The organism is Bacteroidota bacterium (assembly GCA_016706865.1).
Taxonomy (GTDB): Bacteria; Bacteroidota; Bacteroidia; order Chitinophagales; family BACL12; genus UBA7236.
Window position 1 is genome coordinate 1,166,887 of record JADJIS010000003.1, and the last position, 14,707, is coordinate 1,181,593.

Sequence of the window (14,707 nt, forward strand, 5' to 3'; positions counted from 1 at the left end):
ATGAAAATAAAATTTCTCAAATTTATAATTTTAATATTTGAAATCTGGTGTTTACTTCACCAAGTATTGTTAAATAATAAATCCCGCTTTGAAGTCCGGCAAGATCAATTACAAATGTTCCAAATTCTGAATTTATTGCAGTAAACGAGCATTTCTGACCAAATAGGTTAGTAAGTCTTAAATTACTTAAATCAGCCTTTTCAGAAACGACTGTAAGTGTTCCTTCGGTTGGATTCGGATATATTTTGATTTCCCTTGAATGATTTACATCAATTGCAAGACCATCATCATTCCAGCCATCACAATCATCATCCAATCCATTAAGCTCTTCCGTTGCTCCTGGATATATATCCGGGTCGGCATCGTCACAGTCCGTACTATCTGTTACGTATCCTTCCTGTATTACACAACTTTTTAAGGATATTTCTGAATCACCGAATCCGTCACTATCGGCATCTAGATAGTACCATACCTCATTGTTCGGATTGCAAAGCTTAACGATCCAGTAGTCTCCCCCCAAGCCTACTGCATTATGAAGCCCACTGGCATCTCCGTCGTTACTTTGAGTAGATCCTGCAAAAATATATCCACCATCAATTGTTTTCTTTAAATCTATCAAATCAAGAAAATATGGACTACCTTCTTGTTCTGAGCCTCCATAACATGTTTCGGATATGATATTACCAATTGTATCAATATTCAAAAGCCAATAATCTATATAGCCATGCCAATTAGTAACTTCATCATAAGATTTTGTTGTCCCTATTACATAGTAATCACTTTCAGAGTTGCTGATTATTCCGTAGCCCCTGTCATCATTATCACCACCATAGGTTTGTTCCCAGTCTATCTCACCACTAGTTTCTAATTGTACGACCCATAGTTCGTCACCGGGATGTTCCCAAGTAACATCTCCGTCAGATGAATGAGCAATCCCTGTGATCAGACATTTATCAGCACTTGTTTTTGTAATAGCAAAGGCGATTTCATCACCTGTTCCGCCCAAGCAATGTTGCCAGATCAAATTTCCAAGTGAATCTATCCTGATCACCCAAAAATCTGAGTAGAAACCAACCATACCATGCAAGCCACTTACGTCTCCATCATTTGACGTAGTATATCCCGCAATTACATATCCGCTGTCCGCCATTTGTATCACACTAGTAGCCTCTTCAGCTTCTAAACCACCGTAGGAATGTTCCCATTCAATATCACCGATATTATTTAGCTTAACAACCCAAAAATCCGGTTCTTGACCAACAGGTCCGTGATGATTAGAAACATCCCCTCCCAAAGACTCAGATGAACCCACAACGATGAATCCACCATCAAATGTTTGCTGAATCGAATACGCAAAATCAAAACTACTTCCACCGAGTGATTGTTGCCATTCTATCTCACCGGTATCATTTACGCATATAATCCACATGTCATAATAGCCATGATTGAAAATGACATCACCATCATTCGAAAGGGTAGTTCCTACGATCAAAAAACCGCCATCTTGTTTTTGTATTAGACAACGGGGAATATCTGATTCAGAACCGCCATATATAGATGACCACCGTATAGAACCATCTTGATTCAATCTAACCAGCCAATAATCTCCGAATCCATTTGTGCCGATTCCATCGCCATCAAATGAACTTCCAAGTCCAATTACCGCATAACCACTGTCGGTGGTTTGTAGTATTGATATAGCATCTTCACCATCAGACCCACCAATGCAATGCTGCCATTCAATTGAAGGCGTTTGAGCAACTATAATTGATATGCGAATTCCAAATAATATGAATGCAATAAATACTTTCAAGATGATTTGATTAGTTTTTTAATGGTGACTGGTATGCCAGTAGTCGAAATGTTGACAAAATAAATTCCCGAAGGTAAGCTTGTAACATCAATGTCCTCGTAAACCTTCCAATTACCTTCAATCATAACCTGCCCTGTTGAGGAGGTAATAGTGATTTTATAATCATCATTATTTAATACACCGGGTTCATCACTCCAAAACTTAATAGAACTATTTGTAGGATTTGGCGCGATTTCAATGAGATCACTTTTATTTTCTTGATTCGTTTGTCCTGCTCTTTCGGGAATTTTTAAGATAGGAATTGTAACGTAACCAAAAGAATTTCCATCCATATAAAATCTAATGCCATCGGGAATGTCAGCCAAATATTCCACAGGTCTATTAAAGGTTGGTGTGATCCCATAAATATCATAAGGATGTGGGTTATCACTTATTATATCAAGGTCTTTCACACAGTTGTAGCAGGTGTTAATATCGAACATATTACTCATACCGGAAGACATGTAGTTCCTATCTACTTGAACTTCGTTGATTGTGACATAATCATCGAAACCTAAGAAGGCGGGAAAGATATACGGAGCGATTGAACTCGGGTTTATTGTTATATATTGTGGTCCTTCTTTCATATTACTAATAAAAAGGACAATATAATCAAAACCGGGATCTCTGAACAAAGTAGGGGGCACATTTGGATTTCCGGTAGGCATTAAATAATTGCTATGTAGGTAATATAAATCTTGTTTATTGATCTCACTGATCAATTTCATACTCCAATAACTAGTTCGGCGCAAATAAAGGTTTTCATCAGGTTCGGGACCAGGAACCTTATACGGATCAGGATCAATTGGTGATGGAACTCCCGATGGGTTGACGAAACTTTTAAAATCTCCACAATCTGCAATTGTAAGCAAACAAGATCCTCCACCTCCGGCATATGCATGTAAATGCGATGCCGTGAAAAAGTCCTTATGATACAAAGCATTTGAATTAATACGAATGTTGAACAGCGACCATTCAAACAACAAAAGCCCATCAGGGTAATTATTCAGAAAAATATCCATTAAGGCAGATTCCTGATTAGTCATATTACTTGTTGTTGGTTTATTATTATACTCCGTTGCCCAAAGCTGCTTATCATTATCATAACCTGCTCCAAATTGAAGTCCATATGCATCTAAATCATTAATTCCTTCCTTTAATAAATTGAAATAACCCGGGAGTCCAGCATCAGGGTCAATGGGATCACCTTTAAAAAGGTCACTTAAATTTACTACCGCATCCCATGCCGGAGGCGGATCCGTTAATCCTAAAAATTCATTGAACGCATCTTCCAATCTAAAATCGTTCACATCATATCTCCATTCACCATATGGGTCACAGATCCCGCTATATAGGCAAAACGGCGGTGTGCTCCAACCAGGATAGGTCGGATATTTAGGGCATAAATTATTTAGGATGAGGTCCTTATACTTTGATCCTTGAAAATAGTTGTGAAGGATTACCGCATCAAAAAGGGTGCTCCGGGCTAAACATATCATCGTAATGACTTCTTAATTGAACATTCCAAGCATCCGAACCACCTAATAGATAATCATCACTTTCGTCAGGGCCATATACTAGATCGCTTCCATTCGGATTTTCTGCTGGAAGACCGATATTGACTGGAGGGCTTGCTTTTAAAGCTGCGAAGAAATCATGACTTGGATCATATGTAGTTGCTGTATTGTCATACAGTTCGGGTCTCATTACATATTCCGCATAGGAAACTGGGTTGTCTACGGTTATTGTAGTGAAATGTGTGAGCACACCAAGGTCATTGGTATAATCGCCCCAAGTGACATCACCAGTAACATATGCCCAGTAATCATTAAAAAGTGCAAATCCGGCCAAATCTCTTGCCCAATTAAAATAGACCTCATTTGAAAGCTCAACTCCTGCAACTGTAATATCTGTTACGCCATTAATATCGCCATCTCTGAGATAATCGACAATAGCCCTTGCCTCGCTTGGCGTTTGGCTAATGATATTTAAATCAAGATATATATCAATTGAGTAATTAGAATTTTGCGTTTGGATGAAATTAATAAAATCAACAAATTGATTGATGTATGCAGGATCATATGTGGCACTGGCATCGGGCAATGCCTCTTGCTGCGTGTACTTTTTATAATAATCAAGCAACTGTGTTGTATATCTTGTATCCATCCAATAAGCACAGGAAATGCAATTATCATCAGCAAGATCGGCTAAAATTGCTGCCATCGTGACTGGCACGGATGAACCTCCAGCATCAATAAAAGTTTCATTAACATTGGTATTGGTCATTTCTACTCCGTAAGTTTCCGGATAGGGTCCGGTTGGTGCAGCAGGATCACCTTGCGCAGGGGTGATATCATAAAATCGGATCATTTCTTCAATATCATATCCATAGCCCTTGATAGGGTCAGGAATGCCATCAATGTCGAGGTCTCTATATGGCAACAAGTGCATAAATTTTCCACTTTCTCCACCCGGAAATCTTAAACTCCCTGGCTTTAGATCTGCCATCCATGTCCAAGCGTCTGGATTTGGTACCCATGTGCCGGGTGGTTCAGGAATAACATCTTCCTCAGAAATATGCCTAGGATTAAACATACCCTCAAGACCAATACCAAACAGATCCTTAGGAACATCACTTGAATTTTCAGACCCACCTTGAGGGGTGATAATGATTCCCTTTGAATGCACCAAGGGTAAAATGAGTTTACCTAGTGTGGTATTTGCACTATCGACCAGTTGAGCATTATCTGCTTTTTCTACTTTATAAACGGTATTCTCGTTTTTGGGGATATAGTATGCACCTGTATCGGTTCCGATAAAATAGGCAATGGTATCGGTTCTTACATATATTGTATCGGTTGAAACCAAGACTGTCGTAGTGGTGTCCACAATGACACTGTCTAAATATTGAAATTCAGTAATAAATGTTGAGTCTTGTTGAACGATGAAAAGAGAATCTCCTAATAGTTCTTCAATGGTAACCGATGAATCGGCCTCACCGAGGATATAGACTTCAGGAATTCCATCTTCAATATAATTGATCAATAAATCAGAATGAAGATAGGTAATTGAATCCGCTCCCGAAATTACAACGGTTGCGGAATCGCCATTACTATTAATCGCCACCACTTTTATTGTGTCAAAAGGAATTGTGTCGGGAGTTATAGCATAAATTTCAGTTTTCACATAAATTAAATCCGATGAATCTCCAAAACTGCTGTTTAACAAAGCAATTATCAAACCAAGGAATACGATTATGGTTTTGAGCAAGTTGTTATTTAAGTATTTCATAGTAGAGTGAATTTACTTGTTTTAATATGTTGTTGCGTTTGGAAATTTAGCTAAATAAGTATTTTTTTGGAAATTGCACGCTCAATTTTCGTAGTTATAAGTATTTTTTTTTAAAATCTGCAATTGTGTTCCGAATTGTAATTTTTCCTATTAGAAATAATTGTATTCACAAACTATAATTACCATTATGTATAAAACCGATTGTCGGTATTAAACAGCAATGAAATATGAACCTTAATCCCCGCTGGTCTATTTTCGAACAAACTAGTTAAATAGAGCATCTGAAGGGTTGCGATATTCGTTTTTACTTATCAAAGGCGCATTTCCTAAATCCTAAATAAGTCAATAGGAGTCAAACTTACCTATTTTCGTTCAATGGTGTTAATTATTTACGTAATATTTTGGTAAACGAGTCATTCAACTCTATAAATGCTGAAAAACTCTAAATACACATATCAATTTATTAAATTACAAATATGAATTTACAGTGACAATCTCGAATTTCCAAATGATTTTGAGTGAATAGCTCATTTTTCATTGCGAAATGACACTTCTGTTTAGGAAGCGACATTTCAACTGATGAGTCTCATTAGCTTTGGCCTCCACTCATTTCAATATTCGTGAATCAAAAAAGAAAAACCTGCACCATTTATCATAAAGCTCCCGTTTTCTACTGTAAAAATTGCAAGAACAAAATCGCAGTTTCCGATATCGAAGAAATCTATCAAGAGCAATTGAAATCTTTCCTTTTGTCCGATCCTGATTTGCAATCATTTCACAACAAATCAAATTCAATTCTTTCTAAAAAGGAACTCTTTTAGAACTTCTTCAAGCGGAATCAAAGAAGGTAAAAAGAAGACGGATGACCTTTTGACGCTCAGATTAGAAGGTGACATGTCTAAAGAACTTTCCCCAATCCATTACAAACCCCTTGAAGAAAGACACCTTCAGATAGAAGACCAAATCCCAGAAATTGAAGCTGAAATCGACTACCTTAAGATTCAGCAACTATCCTCAGATACAGTTCAATTTGATGCTAAGAATCTCTTTGGTCAATGGGACGAACTCCCATTTGAAGAAAAGAGGACGATAGTAGAAACCCTCACAGATCACATTATTGTAGACAAAGAGGACATCGCGATCAAGCTCTCATACATTCCAATCCTTCCAATTGTAATTGGGGAAAAGCTCAACGCATCCTCAGGGGTTCAGTTATTCCAACAACCGTAAAAAGGTGAGATTTATAATTTTAACCTAATCGACCTACTCCACATCCGGCTTCCTTCTCAAACTCTTCACATCACCCTTTATTTTTTTCTCCTTTATCCTTTTTTCTTTTACGGCTTTCGGAGTTTTGGTTTTGATGCGTTTTTTAACCGGAGTTAGCGATTTATTTATTAATTCATGTAGCTTTTCTATGGATTTATTTTTATTTCTTAATTGAGACCTGTCTTCATCACAAACAATACGAATAAATCCATCTTCCTGAATTCTGTTGGATAATTTTTGATTAAAACTTGATGTATTTACTATGTGGGAAGTTCACTCCCTCCCTCTTTCATATTTGGTTATCTTTGAATAATGTGGGCAATGAAATTTATAGTAATTGGTTTTTGTTTATCGGAACGCAAGTGCTTGCCCAACAAAACTAACCGCCTATCTTCTTCCCGGGCAAGGATCCGATTCGCGTGTTTTCAAGAATATTCATTTTGAAGAAAATATTGATACAATAAATATTCATTACCCTGTTCCTTTTGAAAATGAAAGCATGGCTGAATATGCAGTGCGCATTTCCGAACAAATAGATACCACACAACCATTTGTATTAATCGGAGTTTCGCTTGGGGGATGATCTCTTGTGAATTAACAGATATTATTCATCCTGAAAAAGTTATTATAATATCCAGTGCTTCGTCATCGGAGGAAGTTCCTAAAATGTATACTTTTTTCAAAACATTTCCGGTTTACAGAGAAATTTCACCGAATATATTTAAATATTCCAGTTATTTCCTGCAACCCCTTTACGAACCCGACCGCAAACTCGAAAAAGAAACCTGTGTAAGCATGTTACACGCAAAAGATCCATTATTTATTAAACGCGCAGTGCATTTAATTGTAAGCTGGGACAGAACCGAAGCAGATAATCTCAACAAAAATATTATTCATATTCACGGTGATATTGATAATACTTTACCGATAGATAAAGTTAAAGCTGATTATATTATTAAGGGTGGATCGCATATGATGGTGTTGACGAGGTCGGAGGAGATTTCGAGGGTGATTGAGAGGGAGATGACAGGGAATTAGTTTATGAACGTAATAGTTAGAATTTTCAAAAGGTTTTTTCTTTCCACCTATTTTTTACTTCTTGTTTGGTAGAATTGTGTTAAGAGGATAAAGTGCTGGTCAGAAATTAATTTTTCCGGCCTTTTTTTATAAGGCGCAGCGCTAGGAATGAATTTTTCTTCATATTTAATTATATGTCATTCACTATAATTGAGTGATTATTCGTATATTTTGAAAAATGACAAAAATATATTATAAAAAAATTTGAAAATTCCAGATAAGCTAATTACTATGTAGATCAAAAAATAACCCCAGATCCATCAGAAGACTTCACTGGGGATCCCCATGAAAACACTAAGTTTAATTAATTTATTCTTTAATAAATTTTATTTCTGTAACGATTTCGGCACTATTTATTTTTAAAAAAGTAAACCCCCCGATGCATATTTACTGACATCTAAAATATTAAATGGATATATTTTATTGAAAGATTTAATAATTTCACCACTAATATTGATTAATTGAAATATGCCTTGTTCACTATTAGGCCAATTAATATATAAAATATTATCTGTTGGGTTCGGGTAAATTACTATTGCATTTAAGTCAGTTTCTTCTAAACTTAAACCTTCATCAATTAATTCATTACAATCATCATCAATACCATTTAATATTTCATCAGCACCCGGATAAATTAACGGGTTTGTATCATCACAGTCTGAATCATCTTCCACAAATCCAATTGGAAGTTCACAGGAAAGCGAATCTACTTCTGGGTTCCCATAATTATCTGAATCGGAATCTTCATAAGAATGTATATAACTAAGGTTATCATCAATAATTCCATCACAATCATTATCCAAATAATCACAAATTTCTGTGGTGCCTGGGTAAATTAAATTGTTTGAATCATCACAATCGGTTGAATCTAAAACGTAGCCCGCAATTATTTCCAAACAGGAATAAATAAATATATCAGAATTTCCAAAAAATCTCCATCAGCATCTACATAAAAGGTGTAGATCGTTAAGCCTTCATCAATCAATGTGTTGCAGTTATCGTCAATACTGTTACAAATTTCAACCGCAGCAGGATTTATTTCAGCATTCAGATCATTACAGTCGGTATTGTCAATTACATATTCAAGTAAATCAAAACAGGAAATGGAATCATTAAACATATCGCCGAAATTATCTCCGTCAGCATCTGAATACCAGGTGGTAAAAATTGCATCTTCATCGATCAAGCCATTGCAGTTATCGTCAATTGAATTGCATAGATCAATTGCGGTGGGGAATATTAATTCATTTGTGTCATTACAATCGGAGCTGTCTGAGACATATCCTACAGGTAAATTGCAGGCCATCGAATCATTTAATAAATCACCAAATCCATCACCGTCATTGTCGGCATAATATAGTTCATTACAAGTGGAAAGTTTCACAACCCAATAATCAAAGTCACCGTTGTTTTCAGTTAAATCAAAATCTGATGATTGTGAAAAACCAGCCATTACATAATTATTATCTGAAGTCTGAACGATATTCGGAATAAGATCTTCATTTGAACCTCCTAAAGATTTCTGCCAAATAATTTCTCCGTTGGAATCAATTTTAACAGCCCAAAAATCATTTGCTCCATTATTTAAGGTCAAATCTCCATTAGACGATGAGGCATTTGCAGAAAAAACATAATTACCATCTATATCCTGAATTATTGATTTACCTTCTTCTCCTCCGCTTCCTCCATAGCATTTTTCCAAATAACGCTTCCTAAAAGGTCTAGCTTTATTATCCAACAATCTTTGATTCCTGCATGAGCATCTGTAATATCGCCATCTGAAGAATAAGTTTCACCAATAACCAATAAATTATTATCTACACTTTCTAGAATATCATATGCAATATCGGTTTCAGAGCCTCCAAACGTTTTCTGCCACAATAATTCTCCTATGCTATCTAATTTTATAACCCAAAAATCTGACAGTCCATGACTTCCAGTAACATCTCCTCCATTTGAAGAAATATATCCAGAAATTGCGAATCCTCCATCACTCGTTTCAATAACTGATTTTGCAGCGTCTATATCAAAAGACCCATATGATTTTTCCCACAATAAGTACCCAGTAGAATTAAGTTTGATTATCCAGTAATCTGGTAACGTACCACCATGGTGACCAGTAACGTCTCCATCACTAGAACTTGACCTGCCTGCAACAATGTACCCTCCATCTGTTGTTTCATAAACGGATTCAGCGTAGTCTGTAGAACTTCCACCATAGCATTTTTCCCATTCTATATTTCCAACCATGTCAGTTTTAACTATCCAATAATCACCACCATGTGTTTCTGTAATATCTCCATCTGTGGATGCACTGTGTCCTGCCAGTATATATCCACCGTCTGAAGTCACTTTGGCATCATAACAAAAATCATAACCAGAGCCGCCGTAAGTTTTTGCCATTCAATACTCCCTCCTACATTTAGTTTAATCAACCAATAATCAAATAATCCGTGATTCTCAAGAACATCTCCATCATCACAAATAGTCATCCCAGTTACAATTACACCACCATCTGCAGTTGCATTAACATTCCTTGCTTCATCCCAGCTTGTTCCTCCATAGCTATACTGCCATTCAATTTCAGGAACTTGATTGTATGCACTTTGGATATAAATAATAAGCAGTGACACACTCAGAACAAATTTAAAAGCTCGGGCTAAATTCCAAGAGGATAACATATATAAAATATTAGTAAAATATTTATAAATCTAAACTTTTTTTTAAAAACTAATGTACTTTGTAAGTTAATTTTTATATTTGGTTAATATTTTTCTTTCTTCACCATTAAACTCAACTACATGAAAAGCAAGAAATTACCCTTTAATATGGAGGTCTATGGGACCAAACCATTAATGTTAAGTTTTAGCTTGATTATCTTCTTAATCATAACGGGTTTCAAGAATATATCCAATTTTTATAACCAGTGAATATCTAAATGAAACTAAAAATTTAATTCAACCGGATTCAATTTATCCAGACAGCTTATATTATCAGATGGGAGATACAACGAGTTATTACCTATCAGGAGCAGATACGGTTTATATTTTATTTGAAGATACAACTTTAGAAGATATGGATAACGGATGGGTGGTAACTCATCCATCACATATGATAACTGAATTTACTCATCACTATGCTCCAATAAATGAAGGTGTCAATGGCCTGAATCTTTCCGATCTCTTTGAACCAGGTCATGGTAACTTTGATGATAATGGTAACTACACCCTGGGTGTAAACCCCTGGTTGGCGATTGAAGCCTTATCGCCAAAAACCATTCGAGTTTTTAGTGGAGAAGGAAGCAAATTTATGCACCTATTAGGTTCAGATGCTGGAGGTGGGTTAAAAAATGGGGGCTACGGATATGATATACAAGAAATAGTTCAATATTACAATATATCTGATAATGACGATGATGATCCTCTTTGGTCACTAATTGTAGCTGATTTTGAAACAGATATAAATCCCGGGGTATGTGACAACTGTCCGTCTTGGATGGACGGCAGATATGTCGCAGATTTTACTGATTTTTATTACAAATGGAAAAGTCAGCCCATATATAATCCAGGTGATTATGTAATCTTTTCAGGTCAAGAGGATGAGCCATTGTATATTAATCAACTGCTCACTTTAGTAGAAGGAATAGAAGATGCAAATACGGCGGAAGGATATTTTGTGGACATCATATTATGTTTGAATATCTTATCGGAAAGGGCAAGTGTTTGTAAACAAATCATTGAATATTTAAGAAATAACAATTTATATGATGTACATGTTGCGGGTGTTGAAATGGGAAATGAAGTGTATTTTAACTATGGAGAAGATTTAATGGGATTTATCGGTTTTGACGAATATTGGGAATATATTAATGGGGGTAATTATACTGGCGCAGCTCAAACAGACTTATTTTTTGTCTTACCTGACGAAATGGAAGATGATCATGATTTTATAGAAGAATTAAAAGGTGATCCAAATTTTGAAGAGGTAAAAATTGGTTTGCCAGCAGAAAACCTGCCTAATTGCGGAGTTGAATATGATTATGCTTTGATGCCTGTTGGAGAGCGTCCACATACAGCTCCGATACTGGGAGATGGTGCAGGTGAAGCAGACGATCCCTGCCCTTGTGGCTACCCCGATTGGAATGTTGATATGGTTGATTATTATTCTGAAACTGTAACAGCAGGTGAAGGAACTAGATATGCGTTCGATGCCATTGTATTTCATACTTATTATAACCCTGATAATAGCAGTACAGCTTGTCTTGAAAATTCCAATTGGAGAGACATCATGCTATCCTTGCAACCAAACTATGATCCCGGAGATCCTGATGATATAACCATTGCTGATTATACTTATACATCAGGCGAATGGGATTATATTTTAGAAGCTCCAGCACCACCAAATCCCTCTACACCTGATTCCGGGATTAATTGATGCTTTTAATGGAATTGCAGGCGTGCATCACCCAACCACAACTTCTGATTTACTTACCGGAAATTTTAGAGATTTTATACGAACTCGTATTGATAATTCCTTTGAAGAACATGCTATTCAAATGCTTTTTACTGATAATGATGAAGAACCTGAAAATAAAGAGGTTTGGATTACTGAATATAACCTACATGATGGACTCGAATTAGGTGATCCGACGGACCCAGATATCCAAACCCTGGAAAATATGTTACAACCTTTTGAAAGCACTGTTAGTAATTCTTTGCTCATGCCGCGATGTTACAAAATTGGTTTTTGTGGGATATTAAAACATCTTTTGATAATGATTATCGAAATGGGTATTTAACCAGAGCAACAATACAGAATGCATTAGCTGGAACCTCGATTGCTCACATGGGTCCTGCCAGTAGAGCGGACCAAGTTCTAATTGGAGATATAACAACTTGTGGAGATACTCCGATCCCAACTTATTTTATGAGAAAAGGAACATATTTCAGTCAATTACTATGGAGGACTCTTACCGATAATCACTTGCAATACCTTAAAACCTCGACAGCTATGTACACATATAACAGCAACTTAGCACCAACAATTTTTCTTGCACCTTCTCAAAAGGAACTTTACGTTTACTATACAAATGTAAGATCAGGTTCACAACTTTTCGCATTTGATCCAGGGTCATTGGAAGATGCTTATGGTGGCGGAACGGTAACCTTGAGTAGTTCAGTTTCAGGAGAAATTCTTGATGCTGATCAATTATACTCAACTGCTGGAAATAGTGCTCTTTATAAAATCAATAGTGCATACACAACAGCGGGTGCAGTTCCAACATGTTCTTTAACTGTTCTCGCAGAAAATACTTATGAGATTTCATCTTTAGATGCCATTACACCGTCTACTACTTGTCCGGGTGGGTTTTCAATTACAGGAGGTATTTGTGTTACTGTACCTGGTTATTCCATGGGTTATTTTGTAATACCTTTTACAGTTACCCCTAGATTAGGAGTTGTGGATGATATTTATAGCATATACCCAAATCCCGCCTCTACATATTTTAGGGTCCAACAAATAGATAATATAAATGGCGAGGATAATAATATTTTAGTTGAAATTTATAGCATCTATGGTGGTCTTATTCAAAGACTTAATGTAACTGAAAATGAATCAATTGATATTTCTCAATTACCTGTAGGTGTATATAATGTTTTAATTAAAACCGAAGGTTCAAATACAGAATCAGAAAGTTTAATTAAAATGAAGTGAGAATATATCAATAGTATTGAATATTATATGTAATAAAACCTGCTATTATTCGTAGTGGGTTTTATTATTTTATTCATAAAGTCACACTCACCAAAGAAAAGAAATAAGAAGGGCTGGCTTTCGACCACCATTTGCTTGAAAAAACCCTTTCGAGTTATATATCTATAATTATTTAAAAATAAGAATTATTAAAATCCATCGCTAAATCGATGACTTTTAAACGGGGGAAATTGAAATTAGGAATAACAATCCCTGTGATAACATAATCCCGCTGAATGGGGATTCATTTATTCCGGTAACCTTAAAAAAGCGGGATTCCCCTCTACTCCACATCCGGCTTCCTCCGCAAACTCTTCACATCACCCTTAATCTTTTTCTCCTTTATTCTCTTTTCCTTCACCGCTTTCGGTGTTTTGGTTTTAATACGCTTTTTAACAGGTGTGAGGGCTTTAATTATTAATTCATGTAGTTTTTCTATGGATTTATTCTTATTTCTTAATTGAGACCGGTCTTCATCACAAACAATACGAATAAATCCATCTTCCTGAATTCTGTTGGATAATTTTTGTAATAATATTTCTTTTTGTTCCGCAGTCAGAATTTGCGAATCGGAAATAGAAAAATACAATTCCACCTTGGAAGAAACCTTGTTAACGTTTTGGCCACCTTTGCCACCGCTTCTTACGGCTTTGAACGTACATTCAGGGGTAAGGTCAAACGAAGTTTTCATAACGAGTTATAGGAATTTATTAATTTGTTAATTGTCAATTTGGTAATTTAATTTACACCAAAAGATTTTATTTATGATTAATAATTTAAGTTACCATTAGAACTTAATGTATTCTCGACCAAAGCCTAATTTTCAAAATGGATGCATTCGTAAATTATCATGCAAATTCAATTTCCAATGGATTGTAAAAGTATCCTCCGGTCAATCAATTATCCAATTGAAAATTATCAAATTACCAAATGCTAGCACCCTCCCGTCAATCAATTACCAAATTGACAATTACCAATCCGCCGCGGCGGACCAAATATCTTCACCCTCTCATTTTATCCAGAAGATCACTCAATATCACCGCTTCCTTTTTGTCGAGTTTGTTCAAATTTCCTTCGAAAATTTTTATTTCGGAATCTATTTGTTTGAGCAATTTTAATCCTTTTTTTGATAATACAACATCAACTTGCCGGGCATCGGTTTTACATTTTTTACGTTCTACGAGACCTTTTAATGCAAGTTTATCTACAAGACGTGAGGCATTACTCATTTTATCGAGCATACGGTCTATCAACAGGTTTACACTTGCTGGTTTGGGGTATTGTCCGCGCAAAATTCGAAGAATATTATATTGTTGGGGTGACAATTCATAATTCCTGAAAAACTGAATTTGCCTGATACTTAACCAGCTATTGGTAAACATTAAGTTAACCATTAGCTTGTGATACTCATCATCAAATTTCGCCTGTTTTATTTCATTCTCCAGATTCATGGTCGCTAAATTA

General features: G+C 35.9%; 16 protein-coding genes. 6 read left to right on the plus strand and 10 right to left on the minus strand.

The features are described from left to right. Positions 1-22: 22 nt before the first annotated feature. The 3 genes from IPI31_14330 to IPI31_14340 form a co-directional block, all read right to left on the minus strand. Positions 23-1,813, minus strand: coding sequence for a T9SS type A sorting domain-containing protein (locus tag IPI31_14330; protein ID MBK7568995.1), 1,791 nt, complete (start codon positions 1,811-1,813; stop codon positions 23-25). Beyond that, positions 1,810-3,162 (minus strand): T9SS type A sorting domain-containing protein, encoded by a 1,353-nt coding sequence (locus IPI31_14335; GenBank protein ID MBK7568996.1) that lies wholly within the window; start codon positions 3,160-3,162, stop codon positions 1,810-1,812. The genes IPI31_14330 and IPI31_14335 overlap by 4 nt, the downstream gene beginning before the upstream one ends. A 157-nt stretch (positions 3,163-3,319) precedes the next feature. Beyond that, positions 3,320-5,143 carry a hypothetical protein gene (locus IPI31_14340; protein ID MBK7568997.1) on the minus strand — a complete coding sequence of 608 codons (1,824 nt, stop codon included), beginning with the start codon at positions 5,141-5,143 and terminating at the stop codon, positions 3,320-3,322. 870 nt (positions 5,144-6,013) lie between these two features. On the opposite strand from IPI31_14340, the gene IPI31_14345 reads away from it, so the two are divergent. Beyond that, complete coding sequence (locus tag IPI31_14345; GenBank protein ID MBK7568998.1) at positions 6,014-6,373, plus strand: hypothetical protein; 360 nt, start codon at positions 6,014-6,016, stop codon at positions 6,371-6,373. Between the two features lie 33 nt (positions 6,374-6,406). Here the strand turns inward: IPI31_14345 and IPI31_14350 are convergent, their stop codons facing one another. After that, complete coding sequence (locus IPI31_14350) at positions 6,407-6,676, minus strand: hypothetical protein (GenBank protein ID MBK7568999.1); 270 nt, start codon at positions 6,674-6,676, stop codon at positions 6,407-6,409. 73 nt (positions 6,677-6,749) lie between these two features. Between IPI31_14350 and IPI31_14355 the strand changes: the two genes are divergently transcribed. Both IPI31_14355 and IPI31_14360 read left to right on the plus strand, forming a co-directional pair. Continuing rightward, the gene (locus tag IPI31_14355) at positions 6,750-6,995 is read left to right on the plus strand and encodes a hypothetical protein (protein MBK7569000.1); all 246 of its coding nucleotides are present in this window, start codon (positions 6,750-6,752) and stop codon (positions 6,993-6,995) included. Next, on the plus strand, positions 6,992-7,450 hold the full coding sequence (locus IPI31_14360; protein ID MBK7569001.1) for an alpha/beta hydrolase: 459 nt from the start codon (positions 6,992-6,994) through the stop codon (positions 7,448-7,450). The genes IPI31_14355 and IPI31_14360 overlap by 4 nt, the downstream gene beginning before the upstream one ends. Before the next feature lie 398 nt (positions 7,451-7,848). Here the strand turns inward: IPI31_14360 and IPI31_14365 are convergent, their stop codons facing one another. From IPI31_14365 to IPI31_14380, 4 genes are read right to left on the minus strand one after another with little or no spacing between them, the layout of a single operon-like run. Then, on the minus strand, positions 7,849-8,385 hold the full coding sequence (locus IPI31_14365) for a hypothetical protein (GenBank protein MBK7569002.1): 537 nt from the start codon (positions 8,383-8,385) through the stop codon (positions 7,849-7,851). Continuing rightward, on the minus strand, positions 8,376-9,191 hold the full coding sequence (locus IPI31_14370; GenBank protein ID MBK7569003.1) for a putative metal-binding motif-containing protein: 816 nt from the start codon (positions 9,189-9,191) through the stop codon (positions 8,376-8,378). The genes IPI31_14365 and IPI31_14370 overlap by 10 nt, the downstream gene beginning before the upstream one ends. Continuing rightward, complete coding sequence (locus IPI31_14375) at positions 9,143-9,892, minus strand: hypothetical protein (GenBank protein ID MBK7569004.1); 750 nt, start codon at positions 9,890-9,892, stop codon at positions 9,143-9,145. The genes IPI31_14370 and IPI31_14375 overlap by 49 nt, the downstream gene beginning before the upstream one ends. Further along, positions 9,838-10,122: a hypothetical protein gene (locus tag IPI31_14380; protein MBK7569005.1), complete on the minus strand. Its 285-nt coding sequence runs from the start codon at positions 10,120-10,122 to the stop codon at positions 9,838-9,840. The genes IPI31_14375 and IPI31_14380 overlap by 55 nt, the downstream gene beginning before the upstream one ends. 364 nt (positions 10,123-10,486) lie before the next feature. On the opposite strand from IPI31_14380, the gene IPI31_14385 reads away from it, so the two are divergent. The 3 genes from IPI31_14385 to IPI31_14395 all read left to right on the plus strand — a co-directional run bounded on the left by IPI31_14385 (position 10,487) and on the right by IPI31_14395 (position 13,204). Beyond that, positions 10,487-11,923, plus strand: a complete 1,437-nt coding sequence (locus IPI31_14385; protein MBK7569006.1) for a hypothetical protein — start codon at positions 10,487-10,489, stop codon at positions 11,921-11,923. Positions 11,924-11,945: 22 nt separating this feature from the next. Continuing rightward, on the plus strand, positions 11,946-12,287 hold the full coding sequence (locus IPI31_14390; GenBank protein ID MBK7569007.1) for a hypothetical protein: 342 nt from the start codon (positions 11,946-11,948) through the stop codon (positions 12,285-12,287). A 128-nt stretch (positions 12,288-12,415) separates the two neighbouring features. Next, entirely contained in the window at positions 12,416-13,204 is a 789-nt protein-coding gene (locus IPI31_14395) for a T9SS type A sorting domain-containing protein (GenBank protein ID MBK7569008.1), read from the plus strand. A 322-nt stretch (positions 13,205-13,526) separates the two neighbouring features. On the opposite strand, the gene arfB is transcribed toward IPI31_14395, so the two are convergent. Both arfB and IPI31_14405 read right to left on the minus strand, forming a co-directional pair. Continuing rightward, on the minus strand, positions 13,527-13,934 hold the full coding sequence (gene arfB, locus IPI31_14400; protein MBK7569009.1) for an aminoacyl-tRNA hydrolase: 408 nt from the start codon (positions 13,932-13,934) through the stop codon (positions 13,527-13,529). Positions 13,935-14,244: 310 nt separating this feature from the next. Then, entirely contained in the window at positions 14,245-14,694 is a 450-nt protein-coding gene (locus IPI31_14405; protein MBK7569010.1) for a MarR family transcriptional regulator, read from the minus strand. Positions 14,695-14,707: the final 13 nt, after the last annotated feature.